We start from the raw sequence: 14,141 nt of genomic DNA, 5'->3' as shown, positions 1-14,141 counted from the left end.
GGCAGCGCGCGGAAAAGCGGCGTCCGGTTTTCAGAATTGAAAAATGAAGATCTAGGCCGGTTGACGCACCCGACTGCTGGTTTCCAGATAAAGCAGGACCACGATCGTGACGATGCCGACGGCAGCGCCGACAAAGGCCGTGCCGGAATAATCCGTGAATCCCGTTCCCAGGGCGAATAAACCTGCCGCGACACCGATGCCGATGAAGGTATTGAGCGAGATCAAAGAACTGCCGAGGCCAGGCCGGTCGGCGATGAGATCTTGCAGGTAGGTGATTGGCAGGCTGAGGATCGCGGCCGCCCCGCAGGCATTGAGCCCGAGCAGCGCATAGAGCTGCCAGGGTGCGGTGGCGAAACCGAGCAGCACCAGATAGAGGCAGTAGAGAACAGTGCCGAAAGCCAGCACATGTACGGTATGGAAGCGCCGCTGCACGAGCCCCCACATCATCATGAAGGGCATTTCGAGGAAGGCCGTCAGGCCCGACAGGAAGCCGACATCGACGACACTGCCGCCGATCGAATGCACGATGATGAGCGGCGAAACCATGCCGTTCAGCCGCTGCAGGCCGAGCAGCAACGACATCACGAAGACGCGGATGAAAACATCGGGCGCAAAGACACGTTTTAAAGAGGCGAAAAAGCCCACTTGGGCGGGGATCGTCTCGCGTACCGGGCCGTTGCCGGGTGCGAAGAAGAAATAGAGGCAGAAGCAGATAAGGCTCGCCACCGCCGCGACTCCGTAAGCCGGCGTCATTGATGGCGATGTCACCAGCGCAAGCCCGACCAGGCCAGGGGCCACGGCCCAGGAGCCGGAATAAAGTGCGCGCACCGTCGAGGTAATGGCGACCGCTTCACTGCGGGCCAACTGGTTGGTGCGCGCCCGCACGCTGGCAAAGAGCAACGAATAGGTGGAATTGCTCATCGGCACGAGGAAAAGCACCGAAAAGATGAAGATGGCGGGACTATGGATAAGGGCGATCGATCCAAAGCCGAAAATGCCGGCAACCGAAAGCGCAAGCACCAGAGGCCGCCTTTCCCTAAGCCTGTCCGACCATATGCCGAGCGTCAGACTGACCGCGACATTGACGACGGCGGCAAAGAACACCAGCGCCGAATAGGCACCGTCGCTCATGCCGAGTTCGCTGATGCCGATGATCGACTGGTAGGGGACTGTCGAGGCATAGGTGAAGGCGAGCGCCACCAGTGTGACGGTTGGAATACGAATACGGCTATCGCGGATGATGGAAGAAAATGAAGATGGCATGAGAATGAGTCCTGATAACCCACCTTTAGCTGCATCGCGCCCACACGGAAAACGATAGTTTGCCGCACCTGCCGTCACTTCGTGTGATGCTTGTTTAGATGCTGTGATCAGCTGACATCCATCGCAAATTCCATTGGCTTTCGAAGAGCGAGGGGTTATGCCTTCGATCTTCCTGCCCACAGTCCGGATTCTTGCTCATGCCCAATCCCGTCCTCGTTGAAGTCACCCGCGGCTTGCTCATCGAAAGCCGTCATCGCGGATCGGTTGCGGTTGTGGATGGCGATGGCCGTGTCGCCTTTTCGCTCGGTGATATCGATGCGGGCGTCTTCCCGCGCTCGGCCTGCAAGGCGATGCAGGGGCTGCCGCTGGTCGAAAGCGGCGCGGCCGATACTTATGGCTTCGGCAACAAGGAACTGGCGCTTGCCTGTTCGTCCCACAGCGGCGAATACGAGCATGTGGCGCTTGCCGCCTCCATGCTATCGAGGGCCGGCCACGATGTGGGAGCGCTGGAATGCGGCGCGCACTGGTCTTCGGACCAGAAGACGCTGATCCATCAGGCGCGCACGCTGGAGAAGCCGACAGCGCTTCACAACAATTGCTCCGGCAAGCATGCCGGCTTCATCTGCGCCTGCCGCCATCAGGGTATCGATAGCAAGGGCTACATCGGCTACGACCACCCTCTGCAACAGCAGATCCGCGATGTCATGGAGAACCTGACGGGCGCTCCGCTTGGACACGACGTCTGCGGCACAGACGGTTGCTCCATTCCGACGTATGCCGTGCCGCTGAAAGCGCTCGCGCATGGGTTTGCGAAGATGGCGACCGGCAACGGCCTCGGTCCGGAGCGGGCGAAAGCCTCCCGCCGGCTGATCGAAGCCTGTATGGCGGAACCCTTCTATGTGGCTGGCACCGGCCGCGCCTGCACGACATTGATGCAGATCGCCCCCGGCCGCATCTTCTGCAAGACCGGCGCGGAAGGCGTTTTTTGTGCTGTCATTCCGGAAAAGGGCGTTGGGATCGCATTGAAATGCGATGACGGCACCACCCGTGCGGCCGAAGCCATGGTTGCTGCCACGCTTGCCCGCTTCTTCGAGACGGGCGGCGAGGAACATACCGCACTGACCGCTATGGCGAATAAATCGATGCGCAACTGGAACGGCATCCATGTCGGCGACATCAGGGTGACCGAGGCTTTCGCCTGATCGCTGCCTCGATCGGTGCATCGTTATGGATGCAAGTTATAAAATAAGGCTTTTCCTCTCATGCGCCGGAAGCGGTCAAGCTGCGGCAATTGTGACATTGAGTTCGGCATAGGGCTGAAGTCTTTCCCTAGGCATTTCCGCGGGCACGATCAATCCTGCCACCTCGCTTATCGCAAGCACTGGACAGGGTGAAACGAGGCCGAATTTCTCTGCCGTCAAAAGCACATGCGTCTCTGCTGAACGGCCGGCTATATGCCGCTTGATCGCCGCCTCCTCGAAATCCCCGGTCGAAAATCCGTGCATGGGATGGACGGCCGTCACGCCGAGGAAGAAGATATCCGGCCGCAGCGCAGAAATCGCTGCCATCGCGACGGCACCCGTTGCCACCATGGAATGCTTGTAAAGCTTGCCGCCGCAGAGGATCACCTCGGCAGTCGGGTGATGTTCCAGCTCCGCGGCGATCGTCGGGCTGTGGGTGGCGATGGTGAAAGGGATGTTGCGCGGTAGGTGTCGGGCCACCTCCGCCGTCGTCGTGCCGCCGTCGAGAAATACCATCTGTCCGGCCTTCACCATCTGGGCTGCTTTTGCGCCGAGCCGCGCCTTGACATCGGAAGCGATATCGCGGCGGGCCGTGAAATCAGGCAGGTCGGGGACAAGGGGCAGGGCGCCGCCATGGACGCGCCTCAGCAGGCCTTCCGCCGCCATCTCCCGGAGATCGCGACGGATCGTATCCTCCGACAGCTCGAAATCTTCAGCCACCCGCTTGGCGATGACCTGCCCGTCACGGCGCAGGATGTCGAGGATGACGGCTTTGCGTTGGCTGGTGAGCATGATGGATCTCTGCATGAAAATTTACGAAATATCGTGAATATGCACGAAATGACTCGACACTCAAGAAATATCGTGCATTTTCACGAAATCCCGTGCATGAGGCCGGGAGTTGATGGAGACGATCATGTTGATCTTGATTGCCGGGCCGTATCGGTCCGGAACGGGCGACGACCCGGTGAAGATGGCTGCCAATCTCAAACGTCTCGAGGAGCCGTCGCACGCGCTCTTCAAGGCAGGTCATGTACCGATGATTGGCGAATGGGTGGCCTTGCCGGTCTGGCATTCTGCCGGCGGCAAGTCGGTCGGTGACGATCTCTACGAGGAAATCTTCCATCCGGTCGCCGGTCGCCTGCTGCAGCTTTGCGAAGGCGTGCTGCGCCTGCCGGGCGACTCCAAGGGCGCCGATAATGACGTACGCATCGCCAAAGAACGCGGCATCCCGGTCTGGTATCGGCTGAAAGATGTGCCGGGTTGCGCGTGAAGGGTGTAAGGCCACGCGAATGACGAGACCTTGTCTTCCGTTGGCCATGCAGCTCGCGCTATAAGGCTCCCCGAAAGGGGAGTCTCACCATGCTCACACTCTATTTCTCACCCGGGACCTGCGCGCTAGCCAGCTTGATCACGCTGGAGGAATCAGGCCTTTCCTTCGACACGAAAAAGGTCAATACGCGGGAGAACGAGCAGCGCTCGGAAGCCTATCTGAAGATCAATCCGAAAGGCCGCGTTCCGGCGCTCGTCACCGATCGCGGCGTGCTGACCGAGACGCCGGCAATCCTCGCCTACATTGCCCAGATAGCGCCAGCCGCAAAGCTCGCCCCGCTCGACGATCCCTTTGAATTTGCCCGCTTGCAGGCTTTCAATGGGTACATCACATCGACAGTGCATGTGAACCATGCGCATCGTCCGCGCGGCTCCCGCTGGGCTGATGATGCGGCCGCGCTCGAATCCATGAAGGCCAAGGTGCCGCAGACCATGACCGAAAGCTTCGAACTGATCGAATCGACGATGTTTGAGGGGCCATGGGTGATGGGCGAGGCCTATACGGTTGCCGATCCCTATCTTTTCGTCATGACCGGCTGGCTGCCATCCGATGGCGTCGATCCCGCGCGTTTCCCTAAGGTGAACGCACATTATGCCCGCATGCTGGAGCGTCCGGCGGTTCAGCGCGCGCTGGCACGTGAAAAAGCTTAACTCCGATAGGCGGAAATCAGCTTCTTCGGCGCCCGGTACGTCCAGGCGTCGATCAGCCGCTGCTTGAGTTCATCGTCGCCGATGGCGGCAATGCGAACCGGCAGGTGCGGCCAGCCGACATAATGGTTCGTCTGAAAGTAAATGTCGGGCGCGATCGTAAGCAGGTGTTCCTTGTGATCGATCGGGATTGAGATCACCACCATTTCGTCGTTCTTGACCGCGACGAAACTTTTGCCGCCGACCTTCAGCGCAAGGTTGCCGTAGGACGTGCCTTCTTCGATGCCAGGCAGGTCTGCCTCCTTCGCCAGCCGCTTCAGTCGCGCCAGAATGCCTTCCACGCTTTCGGTCATGGTGTCCGCCCGATTGTCTCCCCCAAAAATCTATCACGTCTTCAGCTGCACTCTCCAGCTTCAGACTGACTTTTGTCTCGCCAACTGGCTGCTTGAGCAGACAATTTCAAAGCAATTCATTTCTGGTCGCTCGATTCAACCTGCAGCACTGGATCAATGACACCTTAACGGGAACATTTTGAATTCTTCAGAGTTGGACGTGCGCTCGACGCAGGGGGAAATCATGTCCGACTCACGAATCTTGATGACGCTCATTGCTGGATCTCTGTCTGCAGGGGTCTGTATTTTTGCGGTCGGAGCGTTTTCCGATCCGCTGCCTCCCGACACGACATATCGGCCGTTGCCGACGATGCCGTTCTCGCAGGCTCGTCAAATCGACGAAGCGCAGAAGCCCGAGGTCATGAAGCGCCAGCGCGACCTTCTCGAAAGGCGCTACGACCTTTCCGACAGGCCGATGGCAGGCGTGATGATGTCTGGCGGAATGAAGCCGGTTCAGGACGGCGTCCGCGTGAAACTCGCCCCTGGCACGAGCTGGGCAGATCTCGCGACGATGAAGCCGCTCGAGATCAGAGACAAAAACCTTCTGCCTGAGGGCTTCCTGCCCCTGCCTCACGTCAAGCAGGCGACTGGCGGCCAAGTGTTTCCAAACCGACAGATAGACGAGATCCACGCGCAGGAAATGCGAGATCTTCGTCGCTTCGACGTCGATTTCGATCTACCCGACAATCTCACGCCGGAGTTCCCCCCGCCGATCTTCCTGACGACCCATCCGGAGCTCGGTGACGTGTCACGAGGGCAGCTCCTCACCATCAAGAATTTCTACGAGATCATGAACGGGATCGTCACGCCCGTGCAGATGGAAGGGCTTCGCCTTCTACTGACGCCGTTTCCCCAGGAGGAGTTCAACCAGACCGAAGACCGGAAGGTGGCCGATCAGAGCACCGGTGTCGCCTGTCTTGACTGTCATTCGAATTTTCACACCAACGCTGCCTTTCATCTGACGCCGGATGTAAGGCCGCAGGCGGATCGCTTCCGTCTCGATACCACCAGCATCAGGGGCTTGTTCAACCAGCAGATCCACGGATCAAAACGCTCTTTGCGATCCGTTGAAGACTTCAGTGAATTTGAACAGCGGACGGCCTACTTTAACGGCGACCACGTCAGCGCCACCCGCAAAGGCCCGAACCTGCCGGATCGGACGAACCAGGTCGCGATGATGGCGCAGATGCAAAATATTATCGACTTCCCCCCAGCGCCCAAGCTCGACCCGTTCAATCGGCTTGATCCTTCACTCGCCACGCCGCAGGAGCTGGCAGGCGAAAAGATCTTTATGGGCAAGGGGCGCTGTGCCGAATGTCACGTGCCGCAGACGGAGTTCATGGACAACAACATGCACGATCTGAAGCTCGAGCGTTTCTATAAGGTCGGCCAGGTCTTCAACGACTTCGTCACACTCCCGGATGGCCCTATCAAGACCTTCACACTGCGCGGCATCAAAGACTCGCCGCCATACCTGCACGACGGCCGTCTGATGACGCTCGCCGACACCGTCGAGTTCTTCAATCTCGTTCTAAGCACCAAGCTGGAAGAGCAGGAGAAGAAGGACCTCGTCGCTTACATGCTGACGCTATAGGAGACGGCCATGAAAATCCGCACCACAATTCTATCCGTCGCACTCTGCGTCCTTCCGCTCGCCGCGGCGGCACAGATGGGCAATCCGGCCGGCATGGGCGTCGACACCCGTATGTCGAGGCCAGGGGTTCCTGCGCCACATCAGACCAACAACCAGGACAGGCTCTTTGCACAGTTGGCGGCCGCGGGCGGCCTCGCAGAAGTCGAACTTGGAAAGCTGGGCGGTGAAAAAGCGAAGGCAGACGCCGTGCGGCGCTTTGCCGAGATGATGGTCCGGGATCATTCTGATGCCAACGCGAAGCTGAAGGATTTAGCTGACGCCGCCAAAATCCCTATCCCCGACCAGCTCGACGCGGAGCATTCAATCGTGCGCGACCGGCTTCAGAGGCTGAATGGAGACGACTTTGACGCCGCCTACGTCAAATCCCAGATTGTCGACCATCAAAAAACCGCGCAACTGCTTTCATGGGAGATCTCCATGGGCGAGGATGCCGACATGCAGCGACTGGCCGCCGCTCTTCTTCCGAAGGTACTGGAACACCTGCGGATGGCACAGGAACTCAACAATGTCCTGACGGGTGCGGCAATCAGACTTCCGCCAGAAGAGATGGCAACGAAGGATGGGCCATAAGCTGTGTGAAGGGTATGACGGCATTACCTCGGAGCGGACATGCCGGCCTTACGCCGTCAGCCCTTAAAACTACAGCTCAATTCAAACCGATAGATCCTGAGCCTGTTTGCGTTTGCGGCGAGCGTCTTGGCGCAGGTATCGGCAACGGCAGGTCCGCGAGCTCCCGCTGCGACATCGTGGCGATATCGGGATGATCGAAGAGATCTTCATCCTCGGCATATTTGCGTTGAGCGACCTTGCCGGGGGTTGCTTGGCTCAAGAAAAACTTCAGCAATGACATCTTGCTCTCGCTTTCTGATATCAGGGCTTATAGCGCAGGGATTCAGCTGCGTCGGCCACTTTCGCGGTTTCTTGGGCTGCGGGTGGCCTTGTTGTGATATCAATATATCGGCGGAGACCGATTGGTTTTCAATTGAGATTACCGGTTCCACGATATAGGAAAGCTATATGCGAAATCTCAACTCCGTGCATCTCAATGGCCTTCGCGCTCTGGAAGCGGTCGGCCGGCTGGGCTCGCTTCAGGCGGCTGCGGATGAGCTTGGCGTTTCCGTCGGCGCCGTCAGCCAGCAAGTCATCAAGGCTGAAGCCCAACTCGGTCGGTTGCTCTTCGAGCGCACGCCGAAGGGCATGCTTGTGACGGAGGCGGGCGCGCCTGTTCTTGCCGCTCTGAACGAAGGTTTCCTCCACCTTTCGGAAGCCGTTGCCATGGCGCAGCGCAAGGATGAATGCATCCTGACCATTTCGGTGGCGCCTGTTCTCGCCGCCCGCTGGCTGGTCTGCCGGCTGGACCGTTTCATGGAGCGCCATCCGGAAATCAACCTGCGTCTCGATGCGACCACCAAGCTCGTCAATCTGGCCGCCTCCGATATCGATGTCGCAATCCGCGTCGGCAAGGGCCAGTGGCCAGGTGTCAAAGTCGAGCATCTCCTGGAACAGGAGGTATTTCCCGTCTGCTCTCCCGAAATGGCTGCGAAACTGAAGGAGCCGGCAGATATTCTCAAGCTGCCGGCCGTCATCGATGCCCATGCCATGTTCACATGGGATGTCTGGATCCAGGCAGCCGGCCTCTCAGGCCAGCCACCCACCGTGCGGCACGTGTTCAACGATGCCTCGCTTTGCCTCGATGCGGCGATCGCTGGGCAGGGCGTCATGCTCGCCTGGCAGACGCTTGCCGGCTTTTCTCTGCAGGAGGGCAGGCTCGTTGCGCCCTTCGGCATCCGCGCCAATACCGGCGACGGCTATTATTTCGTGACCGCTGAAGGCAGTCGGGAACCGAAGAAGGTGCGCGACTTCAAGACCTGGATCCGCGAGGAAATGGCCGAAACCGCTGCAATCTTCGGCTAGAGCCGTCAGACCTCGATCGGCTCCAGCGAGCGCTTGCGCTGCATTTCCAGATAGGCTGGACGCGACTGACAACGCTTGATCCAGGCATCGATATTCGGATGCGCCGCAAACAGCGCCGCTTCGCTCTGGGCGTAGCGGAGCACTTCCGCGATGTTAAGGTCGGCGACCGTGAAACGTCCGCCGACGATCCAGTCCTTGCCGTCGAGATGCTTTTCGAGAACCGAAAGCGGCCGTTTCATGGTGCGGGTCGCGACATCGATCACGGCGCGTCCCGCTTCGGTGTTTTCCTTGCCATCGTCATAGGTCGAGACGATTTTGCCGGTGTTTGAATCGAGCTCGGAAACGGCCCAGATCGTCCACATCGTCATCAAACCGTCTTCTTCGACGGTTTTTCCACCGAGATCGCCGCCATATTTGCGCGCCAGATAGAGATTGATCGCCAGCGACTCGTTCATCACGAGATCGCCATCCTTGATGGCAGGGATCATCGCCATAGGATTGATGGCTAGAAAATCCGGCGAGAGCGTGTTGATCGGCGCATTCGGCGATAGCGGATTGGCAAGCCGTTTGGCCTGCAGCACCGGCACGGACTGGAATTCGATCCCCAGTTCCTCGACCATCCAGTAAACGCGTGCGGAACGCGAGCGGTAAACTCCGTAGATTGTCAGCATGGCAATGTCCCTTTCCTCTGCGCAGACCCTAAGGCCGGCGCAGCCGTGAGGAAAGCACCTGCGGATGATATGTCGATGAAAGCTTTTGATAGCGCTCAGGAAATCCGGTTTCGCTCGACGGTCAGCTGTCCGTAGCGTGAGCTGCTGCTGGCAAGCTCGTCGGAAACCTGCTTGTCCCACTCGAAGCCCATGACCGCGCCTTTGCCCATCTCCTGGAAGATGTTGTCGGTGATGACGGCCGAACCCGCACCTTCGGCAACGGAGACCGCGCAGCCGACGGGTGATTTGCGCACCACATTGCCATTGACGACCACATTACGCAGATAGGGACCCCAGCCGATCTGCAGCCCCCAGCGCGGCGCGTCCTCGATGACATTGCCCGATACGAGCGTATCGGCCTCCGCCGCAATGCCGATGCCGAAGCCGACCTCATGCTTGTAAGGCCCTTTCAGCGTCAGGTTGCGGATGACATTTCCCGTCACGCTCGCCAGTCGGCCGCCCTGGTCGAAATTAGCAATGGAGATTCCGTTTGCCGCGCCGTCGATCATGTTGCCTGACACGACGGCGCCGACAAATTCGAACTCCACATAGATTGCCGTTTCGCCCGAGCGCCGGCATTGGTTGTTGCCGATCAGGATGTTGGAGCCGGAATTGGCGCGGACTGCGGTAAAGGCGCAGTCGGAAATCTGGTTGTTCGTCACCGTCACCCCATCGGCGCGGAAGACGTTGATGCCGTTGCCGTTTTCGCCGGTACCTCCATCATTGGCGCGGATATTGGAAACACGATTGCCGGAAATGATCGTGCCGTCGTCGGCCTTCTTCCAGCGATGCACGAGAATGCCGCCATTGCCGCAGTCGGAAACCGTATTGTCCGATATCGAAAGCCCCGCCGATTCCACCGCATAGATGGCCGATTGTCCGGCGCCGGAAATCGTGTTGCGTTCGATCCGCCCGCCGCAGCGTTCGAGTTGCAGCGCATGTTTGCGGCTGCCGCCAATCACACAGTTATCGATGAGCACCTCACCGACGCCGGTGAACTGGATGAGGCCGCCGGCATAGTCGGCTAGCCATCGGTTCGATCCGTCGATGACGAGATTGGAAAGCTCGATACGGCCGGCGTTTTCAGCCGCAAAAAGGTGGCCTTCGCCGGTATAAATGATCCGCGTTGCACCGGGCACGCCAGTGATGCGCGTATTGTCCGGCAGCGTCAGGTTGGAGATGCGGTAGGTGCCGGGCGGCAGGAAGACCGGCACGTTGTCGCGCGCCGCTTTTTCGATCATCTGCTGCAGATTGCGGTTCTTCCTGTCGCCGCTTTGAGGATTTGCCCGATACTGTACCGCATCGATCGAGCCGCGCAGGTCGGGCTGCTCCACGGTGAGCGGAGCAGCAAAAGCGCGCGGCGCCATCACGGCCGCGGTGGAGGCCGCGGCCAGACCAAGTATATCTCGACGGGTAAATTTGCTGAAATCCCTCTTCATGTCTGATCTCATGCAGGATTTATGCCAGAGGACGTGTTTCTTTTCGGCACATGTGCGCAACGAAAAAATGATCGTCGGTCGAATAACGAACGCAACTTTTCGAATATTGTCGTCTTGTTCACCTTCCCATTTAAGCAACCCGAAGGAAATGGCCGCTATCTTGGAAAGCGGTTTCAATTACGACTTGTGGATAGAGCCTGCGATTGCCGGAGAGCAGCGTCATGAATGGATTGGGCGCCGGACGTTGGGAATCTGGTGATACTTTCAGTGCTGAGACACAGCGTATCGTGGCGGCCACCGAAGCCCTGATGGCGGCGACGGCCCACCACCTTTCCGAAGGTATAGAGAATCTCCGTCTTAAGGCGATCGTCCACGAGCTTCCCGACTTTCTCTACGTCAAAGATCGAGACGGCCGCTTCGTTTTCGCCAATGCGGTGACGGCGCGCAGCCACGGACTGGAGAACGCTGCCGAGATCGCGGGTAAACGTGACTTCGATCTGTTCGATTTCGAGACGGCCCGCCGATATTTCGATATCGAGCAGGAGATCATGTCGAGCGGTGAGCCCCGCATCGACATGGAAGAACTCGTGCTGCTGCCGGATGGCGGCACGATGTGTCGCCTGACCTCCAAGATACCGCTGCGCAACGATCGCGGCGAGGTGGTCGGCCTCATCGGCGTGTCCCGTGACATAACCGAGCGCAAGCGACAGGAAGAGCTCTATCGCGGCCAGGCGAACCTTCTGGAAATGATCGCCCGCAACGAACCGCTGCCGATGATTCTCGAGGCTCTCGTGTTGATGATCGAGCGCCAGATGACCGGCATTTCCGGCTCCGTGTTGCTGCTCGACAGCGAGGGCACACGGCTCTACCACGGCGCGGCGCCCAATCTGCCCGGCGCCTACAGCCGGATGATCGATGGCGTCGCGATTGGTCCGAAGGTCGGCTCCTGCGGCACGGCAGCCTGGCGCGGCGAAACGGTCACCGTCGAGGACGTCATGACCGATCCGCTTTGGGAGGATTTCCGGACGATGGTAAGCCAGTTCGGCTTCCGCTCCTGCTGGTCGACGCCGATCTGTACCTCGCAAAAAAATGTGCTCGGCACGTTCGCGCTCTATTCGAAAGAGCCGCGACGCCCGACAGAGCAGGAGATGAAGCTGGTGGCACTCGCCACTCACATTGCCGGCATCGCCGTCGAGCGTAAACGCGTCGATGATCGCATTCATTTCATGGCCCATCACGACGACCTGACCGGCTTGCCGAACCGCGCCTTCCTGAAGGAGCGCATGGCGAAGATCCTCGATCAGGCCCGCCGTAACAACCGCAAGGTCACGGTCGCCTATATTGATCTCGACAATTTCAAGGAAATCAACGACACAAGCGGCCACGCCGCCGGCGACGACGTGCTCAAGGAGACGGCCGCCCGCATGGCAAATTGCGTGCGCGCCTCCGATATGGTCGTGCGGCTCGGCGGTGACGAATTCCTCGTCGTGCTTGTTCACCAGTCCAGCCACGATGCCGGCATCATGCGACGCCTTCGGGAATTGCAGAAGACGATTGCCCGACCGATCCGTTCCGAGGCCGGCGAGATCGTCGTTACCTCCAGTATCGGCATTGCCGCCTTCCCATGGGACGGCGCCACACCGGACGAATTGCTCACCAATGCCGACCGTGCCATGTACCGCGCCAAGCAGCTCGGCCGGAATACGCTGCAATACCACGACGGCGTCGTCAGCAATGCCGTCGACCTGCCGCTCAGCGAAGAGGAGGAACTGCGCCAGGCGATCGTCGCCAACCAGCTCTTCCTGCTCTACCAGCCACAGATCGATGTCGCGAGCGGCCGCATCACCGGCCTCGAAGCTCTGGTCCGCTGGAACCATCCGGTGAAGGGTGTGATGCCGCCCGCCAATTTCATTCCGCTTGCGGAAGAGACCGGTCTCATCGTGCCGCTCGGCCTCTGGGTATTGAACGAAGCCTGTCGCCAGGCCCGCGCCTGGCAGGACATGGGGCTGACGCCGCTGACAATTGCCGTCAACGTTTCGCCCAAACAGTTCGCAGATCCGGATTTCGCATCGCACGTCGCCGAAGCAATCGACCGTCACCGGCTGGATGCGCGCTGGTTAGAGCTGGAAGTGACTGAAAGCGTCATCATGCAGGATGCTGCCCGTGCGCTCTCCATCATGCTGTCATTGCGTGCCCTCGGCGTGCGCCTGTCCATCGACGATTTCGGCTCCGGCTATTCCTCGCTTGCGGCATTGAAGACCTTCCCATTCGATCGATTGAAGATGGACCGCTCGCTGGTCGAGGCGCTGCCTGCCGATAAGACCGCCGTCGCCATTGCATCGGCCGTCATTTCGCTCGCGCAGACGCTGAAACTCTCGGTCCTCGCCGAAGGCGTGGAAACCGATGCGCAGCTGGAATTCCTGCGTCAGGCCAGATGCGAAGAGGTGCAGGGCTATCGCTTCTCCAGGCCCGTAGCGCCGGAAGAAATCGTCGTCATGCTTTTGGCGCGTGGTATCTGATCAGTTCACCAGATCGGCGATCGTCTCGATCTCGTTTGTCCATATGCCGCCGGAATAATTGTTCGGCAGTTGTTCGAAACGTTCGGCATCGTCAATACCGGTCGAAAACCCGCCGCCATGATAGGGACCGATGACGAAGACCTGGCTATTCGCATCCCGCATGCGGTTAAGGAACCTGTCAGGCCAGCCCCACAGCCAGGGCGCGTAATTGATCGGTACCAGCATCATCACATTTCGGCAGTCGTCCGGCAGAAGACCTATCCAGCCATAACCGATATAGCCGGCGAGGCAGCCCATCAGGCTGGCACGCGAAGCCGTGCGGATATCGGGCGCCAGCTGCCTGATTCTGTCGATCGGCTCGTCGCCGCCATAGACGATGATCTTGACGCGCCGTTCCGCCGGCAGGCCATTCAGCACGGCGGCGAGCTTTTCGCCCTCGGAAGGGTCGCGGCTCTTCACATTGATGAGCAGATGTTTATCTGGAAAGGCGGAAAGCACCTCCTCAAGGGTCGGCATCAGGCCGATACCCTTGCCGCGAAAAGGAAATGTCTTGCCGTCATCGGCGGTATAGCCATAGCCGATATCGAGCATCTTCATCTCGGCCATGGAATGCTCCCGTGTCACGCCATGCCCATCGGTCCGGCAATCGAGCGTCCAGTCATGGAAGACGGCGAACTGCCCGTCCGTCGTGGGGTGCACATCGACCTCCACCATGTCGGCACCCGCATCGAAACCCGCCTGCATGGAGCGGATCGTATTCTCCAGATAGTCGTGCTTTGGCGGCAGCATGCGCGCGGCCGTGCAGGTGTCGTTCTTGAGGTCCGTCTCGTCGAAGCGCTGGGCAATGCCGCGATGGGCCAGAAGCAGTGGCTTGCCCTCGCGATGTTTGGCTAAAAAACTGGTATTGTTGAGATAAACGGCGGCGGCAAATGCGAGAATTGCCGCGCCCGCATATTTGAGCTTCCGTCCCATCATCCCCTCCGGCCGTGCCTCGACAATGGCTAGAGAGCGATTCCGGTGGTTTTTTGG

14 protein-coding genes are annotated in these 14,141 nt (G+C 59.4%); 7 read left to right on the top strand and 7 right to left on the bottom strand.

The window, feature by feature from the left end:
* Nucleotides 1–51: 51 nt before the first annotated feature.
* Nucleotides 52–1,263 (bottom strand): MFS transporter, encoded by a 1,212-nt coding sequence (locus EV281_RS06850; RefSeq protein WP_132652202.1) that lies wholly within the window; start codon nt 1,261–1,263, stop codon nt 52–54.
* A 197-nt stretch (nt 1,264–1,460) separates the two neighbouring features.
* Between EV281_RS06850 and EV281_RS06845 the strand changes: the two genes are divergently transcribed.
* The gene (locus EV281_RS06845) at nt 1,461–2,465 is read left to right on the top strand and encodes an asparaginase (protein ID WP_132652200.1); all 1,005 of its coding nucleotides are present in this window, start codon (nt 1,461–1,463) and stop codon (nt 2,463–2,465) included.
* 75 nt (nt 2,466–2,540) lie between these two features.
* Here EV281_RS06845 and EV281_RS06840 read toward each other — a convergent pair whose 3' ends face one another.
* Nucleotides 2,541–3,296, bottom strand: coding sequence for a DeoR/GlpR family DNA-binding transcription regulator (locus tag EV281_RS06840; protein ID WP_132652199.1), 756 nt, complete (start codon nt 3,294–3,296; stop codon nt 2,541–2,543).
* A 124-nt stretch (nt 3,297–3,420) separates the two neighbouring features.
* Here EV281_RS06840 and EV281_RS06835 point away from each other — a divergent pair, with 124 nt between their 5' ends.
* Both EV281_RS06835 and EV281_RS06830 read left to right on the top strand, forming a co-directional pair.
* A complete protein-coding gene (locus EV281_RS06835; protein ID WP_132652197.1) occupies nt 3,421–3,777 on the top strand; it encodes a DUF4406 domain-containing protein in 357 nt (118 codons plus the stop codon).
* Nucleotides 3,778–3,866: 89 nt separating this feature from the next.
* Nucleotides 3,867–4,487: a glutathione S-transferase gene (locus EV281_RS06830; RefSeq protein ID WP_132652196.1), complete on the top strand. Its 621-nt coding sequence runs from the start codon at nt 3,867–3,869 to the stop codon at nt 4,485–4,487.
* Here the strand turns inward: EV281_RS06830 and EV281_RS06825 are convergent.
* Nucleotides 4,484–4,837, bottom strand: a complete 354-nt coding sequence (locus EV281_RS06825; protein ID WP_132652194.1) for an MmcQ/YjbR family DNA-binding protein — start codon at nt 4,835–4,837, stop codon at nt 4,484–4,486. The two genes, EV281_RS06830 and EV281_RS06825, sit on opposite strands and share 4 nt — an antisense overlap.
* A gap of 244 nt (nt 4,838–5,081) precedes the next feature.
* Here EV281_RS06825 and EV281_RS06820 point away from each other — a divergent pair, with 244 nt between their 5' ends.
* A complete protein-coding gene (locus EV281_RS06820) occupies nt 5,082–6,470 on the top strand; it encodes a cytochrome B6 (RefSeq protein ID WP_132653201.1) in 1,389 nt (462 codons plus the stop codon).
* A gap of 9 nt (nt 6,471–6,479) precedes the next feature.
* Nucleotides 6,480–7,100 (top strand): DUF4142 domain-containing protein, encoded by a 621-nt coding sequence (locus tag EV281_RS06815; RefSeq protein ID WP_132652193.1) that lies wholly within the window; start codon nt 6,480–6,482, stop codon nt 7,098–7,100.
* A 76-nt stretch (nt 7,101–7,176) separates the two neighbouring features.
* Here EV281_RS06815 and EV281_RS06810 read toward each other — a convergent pair whose 3' ends face one another.
* On the bottom strand, nt 7,177–7,380 hold the full coding sequence (locus EV281_RS06810; RefSeq protein WP_132652191.1) for a hypothetical protein: 204 nt from the start codon (nt 7,378–7,380) through the stop codon (nt 7,177–7,179).
* 167 nt (nt 7,381–7,547) lie between these two features.
* Here EV281_RS06810 and EV281_RS06805 point away from each other — a divergent pair, with 167 nt between their 5' ends.
* Entirely contained in the window at nt 7,548–8,444 is an 897-nt protein-coding gene (locus tag EV281_RS06805) for a LysR substrate-binding domain-containing protein (RefSeq protein ID WP_132652189.1), read from the top strand.
* Nucleotides 8,445–8,449: 5 nt separating this feature from the next.
* Here EV281_RS06805 and EV281_RS06800 read toward each other — a convergent pair whose 3' ends face one another.
* Nucleotides 8,450–9,115: a glutathione S-transferase family protein gene (locus EV281_RS06800; protein WP_132652188.1), complete on the bottom strand. Its 666-nt coding sequence runs from the start codon at nt 9,113–9,115 to the stop codon at nt 8,450–8,452.
* Between the two features lie 95 nt (nt 9,116–9,210).
* Nucleotides 9,211–10,593: a TIGR03808 family TAT-translocated repetitive protein gene (locus EV281_RS06795; protein ID WP_132652186.1), complete on the bottom strand. Its 1,383-nt coding sequence runs from the start codon at nt 10,591–10,593 to the stop codon at nt 9,211–9,213.
* Between the two features lie 221 nt (nt 10,594–10,814).
* On the opposite strand from EV281_RS06795, the gene EV281_RS06790 reads away from it, so the two are divergent.
* Complete coding sequence (locus EV281_RS06790) at nt 10,815–13,112, top strand: EAL domain-containing protein (protein ID WP_132652184.1); 2,298 nt, start codon at nt 10,815–10,817, stop codon at nt 13,110–13,112.
* Here the strand turns inward: EV281_RS06790 and EV281_RS06785 are convergent, their stop codons facing one another.
* A complete protein-coding gene (locus EV281_RS06785) occupies nt 13,113–14,084 on the bottom strand; it encodes a glycerophosphodiester phosphodiesterase family protein (protein ID WP_132653200.1) in 972 nt (323 codons plus the stop codon).
* Nucleotides 14,085–14,141 lie beyond the last annotated feature (57 nt).

It is taken from the genome of Rhizobium sp. BK418, assembly GCF_004341105.1.
Taxonomy (GTDB): Bacteria; Pseudomonadota; Alphaproteobacteria; order Rhizobiales; family Rhizobiaceae; genus Rhizobium.
Note: the sequence above shows the minus strand (reverse complement) of the source record. Positions and strands in the feature narration are given on the sequence as shown.

Excerpts from the sequence above, each read along its gene's own strand:
- EV281_RS06850 (WP_132652202.1), bottom strand. The coding sequence starts at position 1,263 with ATGCCATCTTCATTTTCTTCCATCATCCGCGATAGCCGTATTCGTATT.
- EV281_RS06845 (WP_132652200.1), top strand. The coding sequence starts at position 1,461 with ATGCCCAATCCCGTCCTCGTTGAAGTCACCCGCGGCTTGCTCATCGAA.
- EV281_RS06840 (WP_132652199.1), bottom strand. The coding sequence starts at position 3,296 with ATGCTCACCAGCCAACGCAAAGCCGTCATCCTCGACATCCTGCGCCGT.
- EV281_RS06835 (WP_132652197.1), top strand. The coding sequence starts at position 3,421 with ATGTTGATCTTGATTGCCGGGCCGTATCGGTCCGGAACGGGCGACGAC.
- EV281_RS06830 (WP_132652196.1), top strand. The coding sequence starts at position 3,867 with ATGCTCACACTCTATTTCTCACCCGGGACCTGCGCGCTAGCCAGCTTG.
- EV281_RS06825 (WP_132652194.1), bottom strand. The coding sequence starts at position 4,837 with ATGACCGAAAGCGTGGAAGGCATTCTGGCGCGACTGAAGCGGCTGGCG.
- EV281_RS06820 (WP_132653201.1), top strand. The coding sequence starts at position 5,082 with ATGACGCTCATTGCTGGATCTCTGTCTGCAGGGGTCTGTATTTTTGCG.
- EV281_RS06815 (WP_132652193.1), top strand. The coding sequence starts at position 6,480 with ATGAAAATCCGCACCACAATTCTATCCGTCGCACTCTGCGTCCTTCCG.
- EV281_RS06810 (WP_132652191.1), bottom strand. The coding sequence starts at position 7,380 with ATGTCATTGCTGAAGTTTTTCTTGAGCCAAGCAACCCCCGGCAAGGTC.
- EV281_RS06805 (WP_132652189.1), top strand. The coding sequence starts at position 7,548 with ATGCGAAATCTCAACTCCGTGCATCTCAATGGCCTTCGCGCTCTGGAA.
- EV281_RS06800 (WP_132652188.1), bottom strand. The coding sequence starts at position 9,115 with ATGCTGACAATCTACGGAGTTTACCGCTCGCGTTCCGCACGCGTTTAC.
- EV281_RS06795 (WP_132652186.1), bottom strand. The coding sequence starts at position 10,593 with ATGAAGAGGGATTTCAGCAAATTTACCCGTCGAGATATACTTGGTCTG.
- EV281_RS06790 (WP_132652184.1), top strand. The coding sequence starts at position 10,815 with ATGAATGGATTGGGCGCCGGACGTTGGGAATCTGGTGATACTTTCAGT.
- EV281_RS06785 (WP_132653200.1), bottom strand. The coding sequence starts at position 14,084 with ATGGGACGGAAGCTCAAATATGCGGGCGCGGCAATTCTCGCATTTGCC.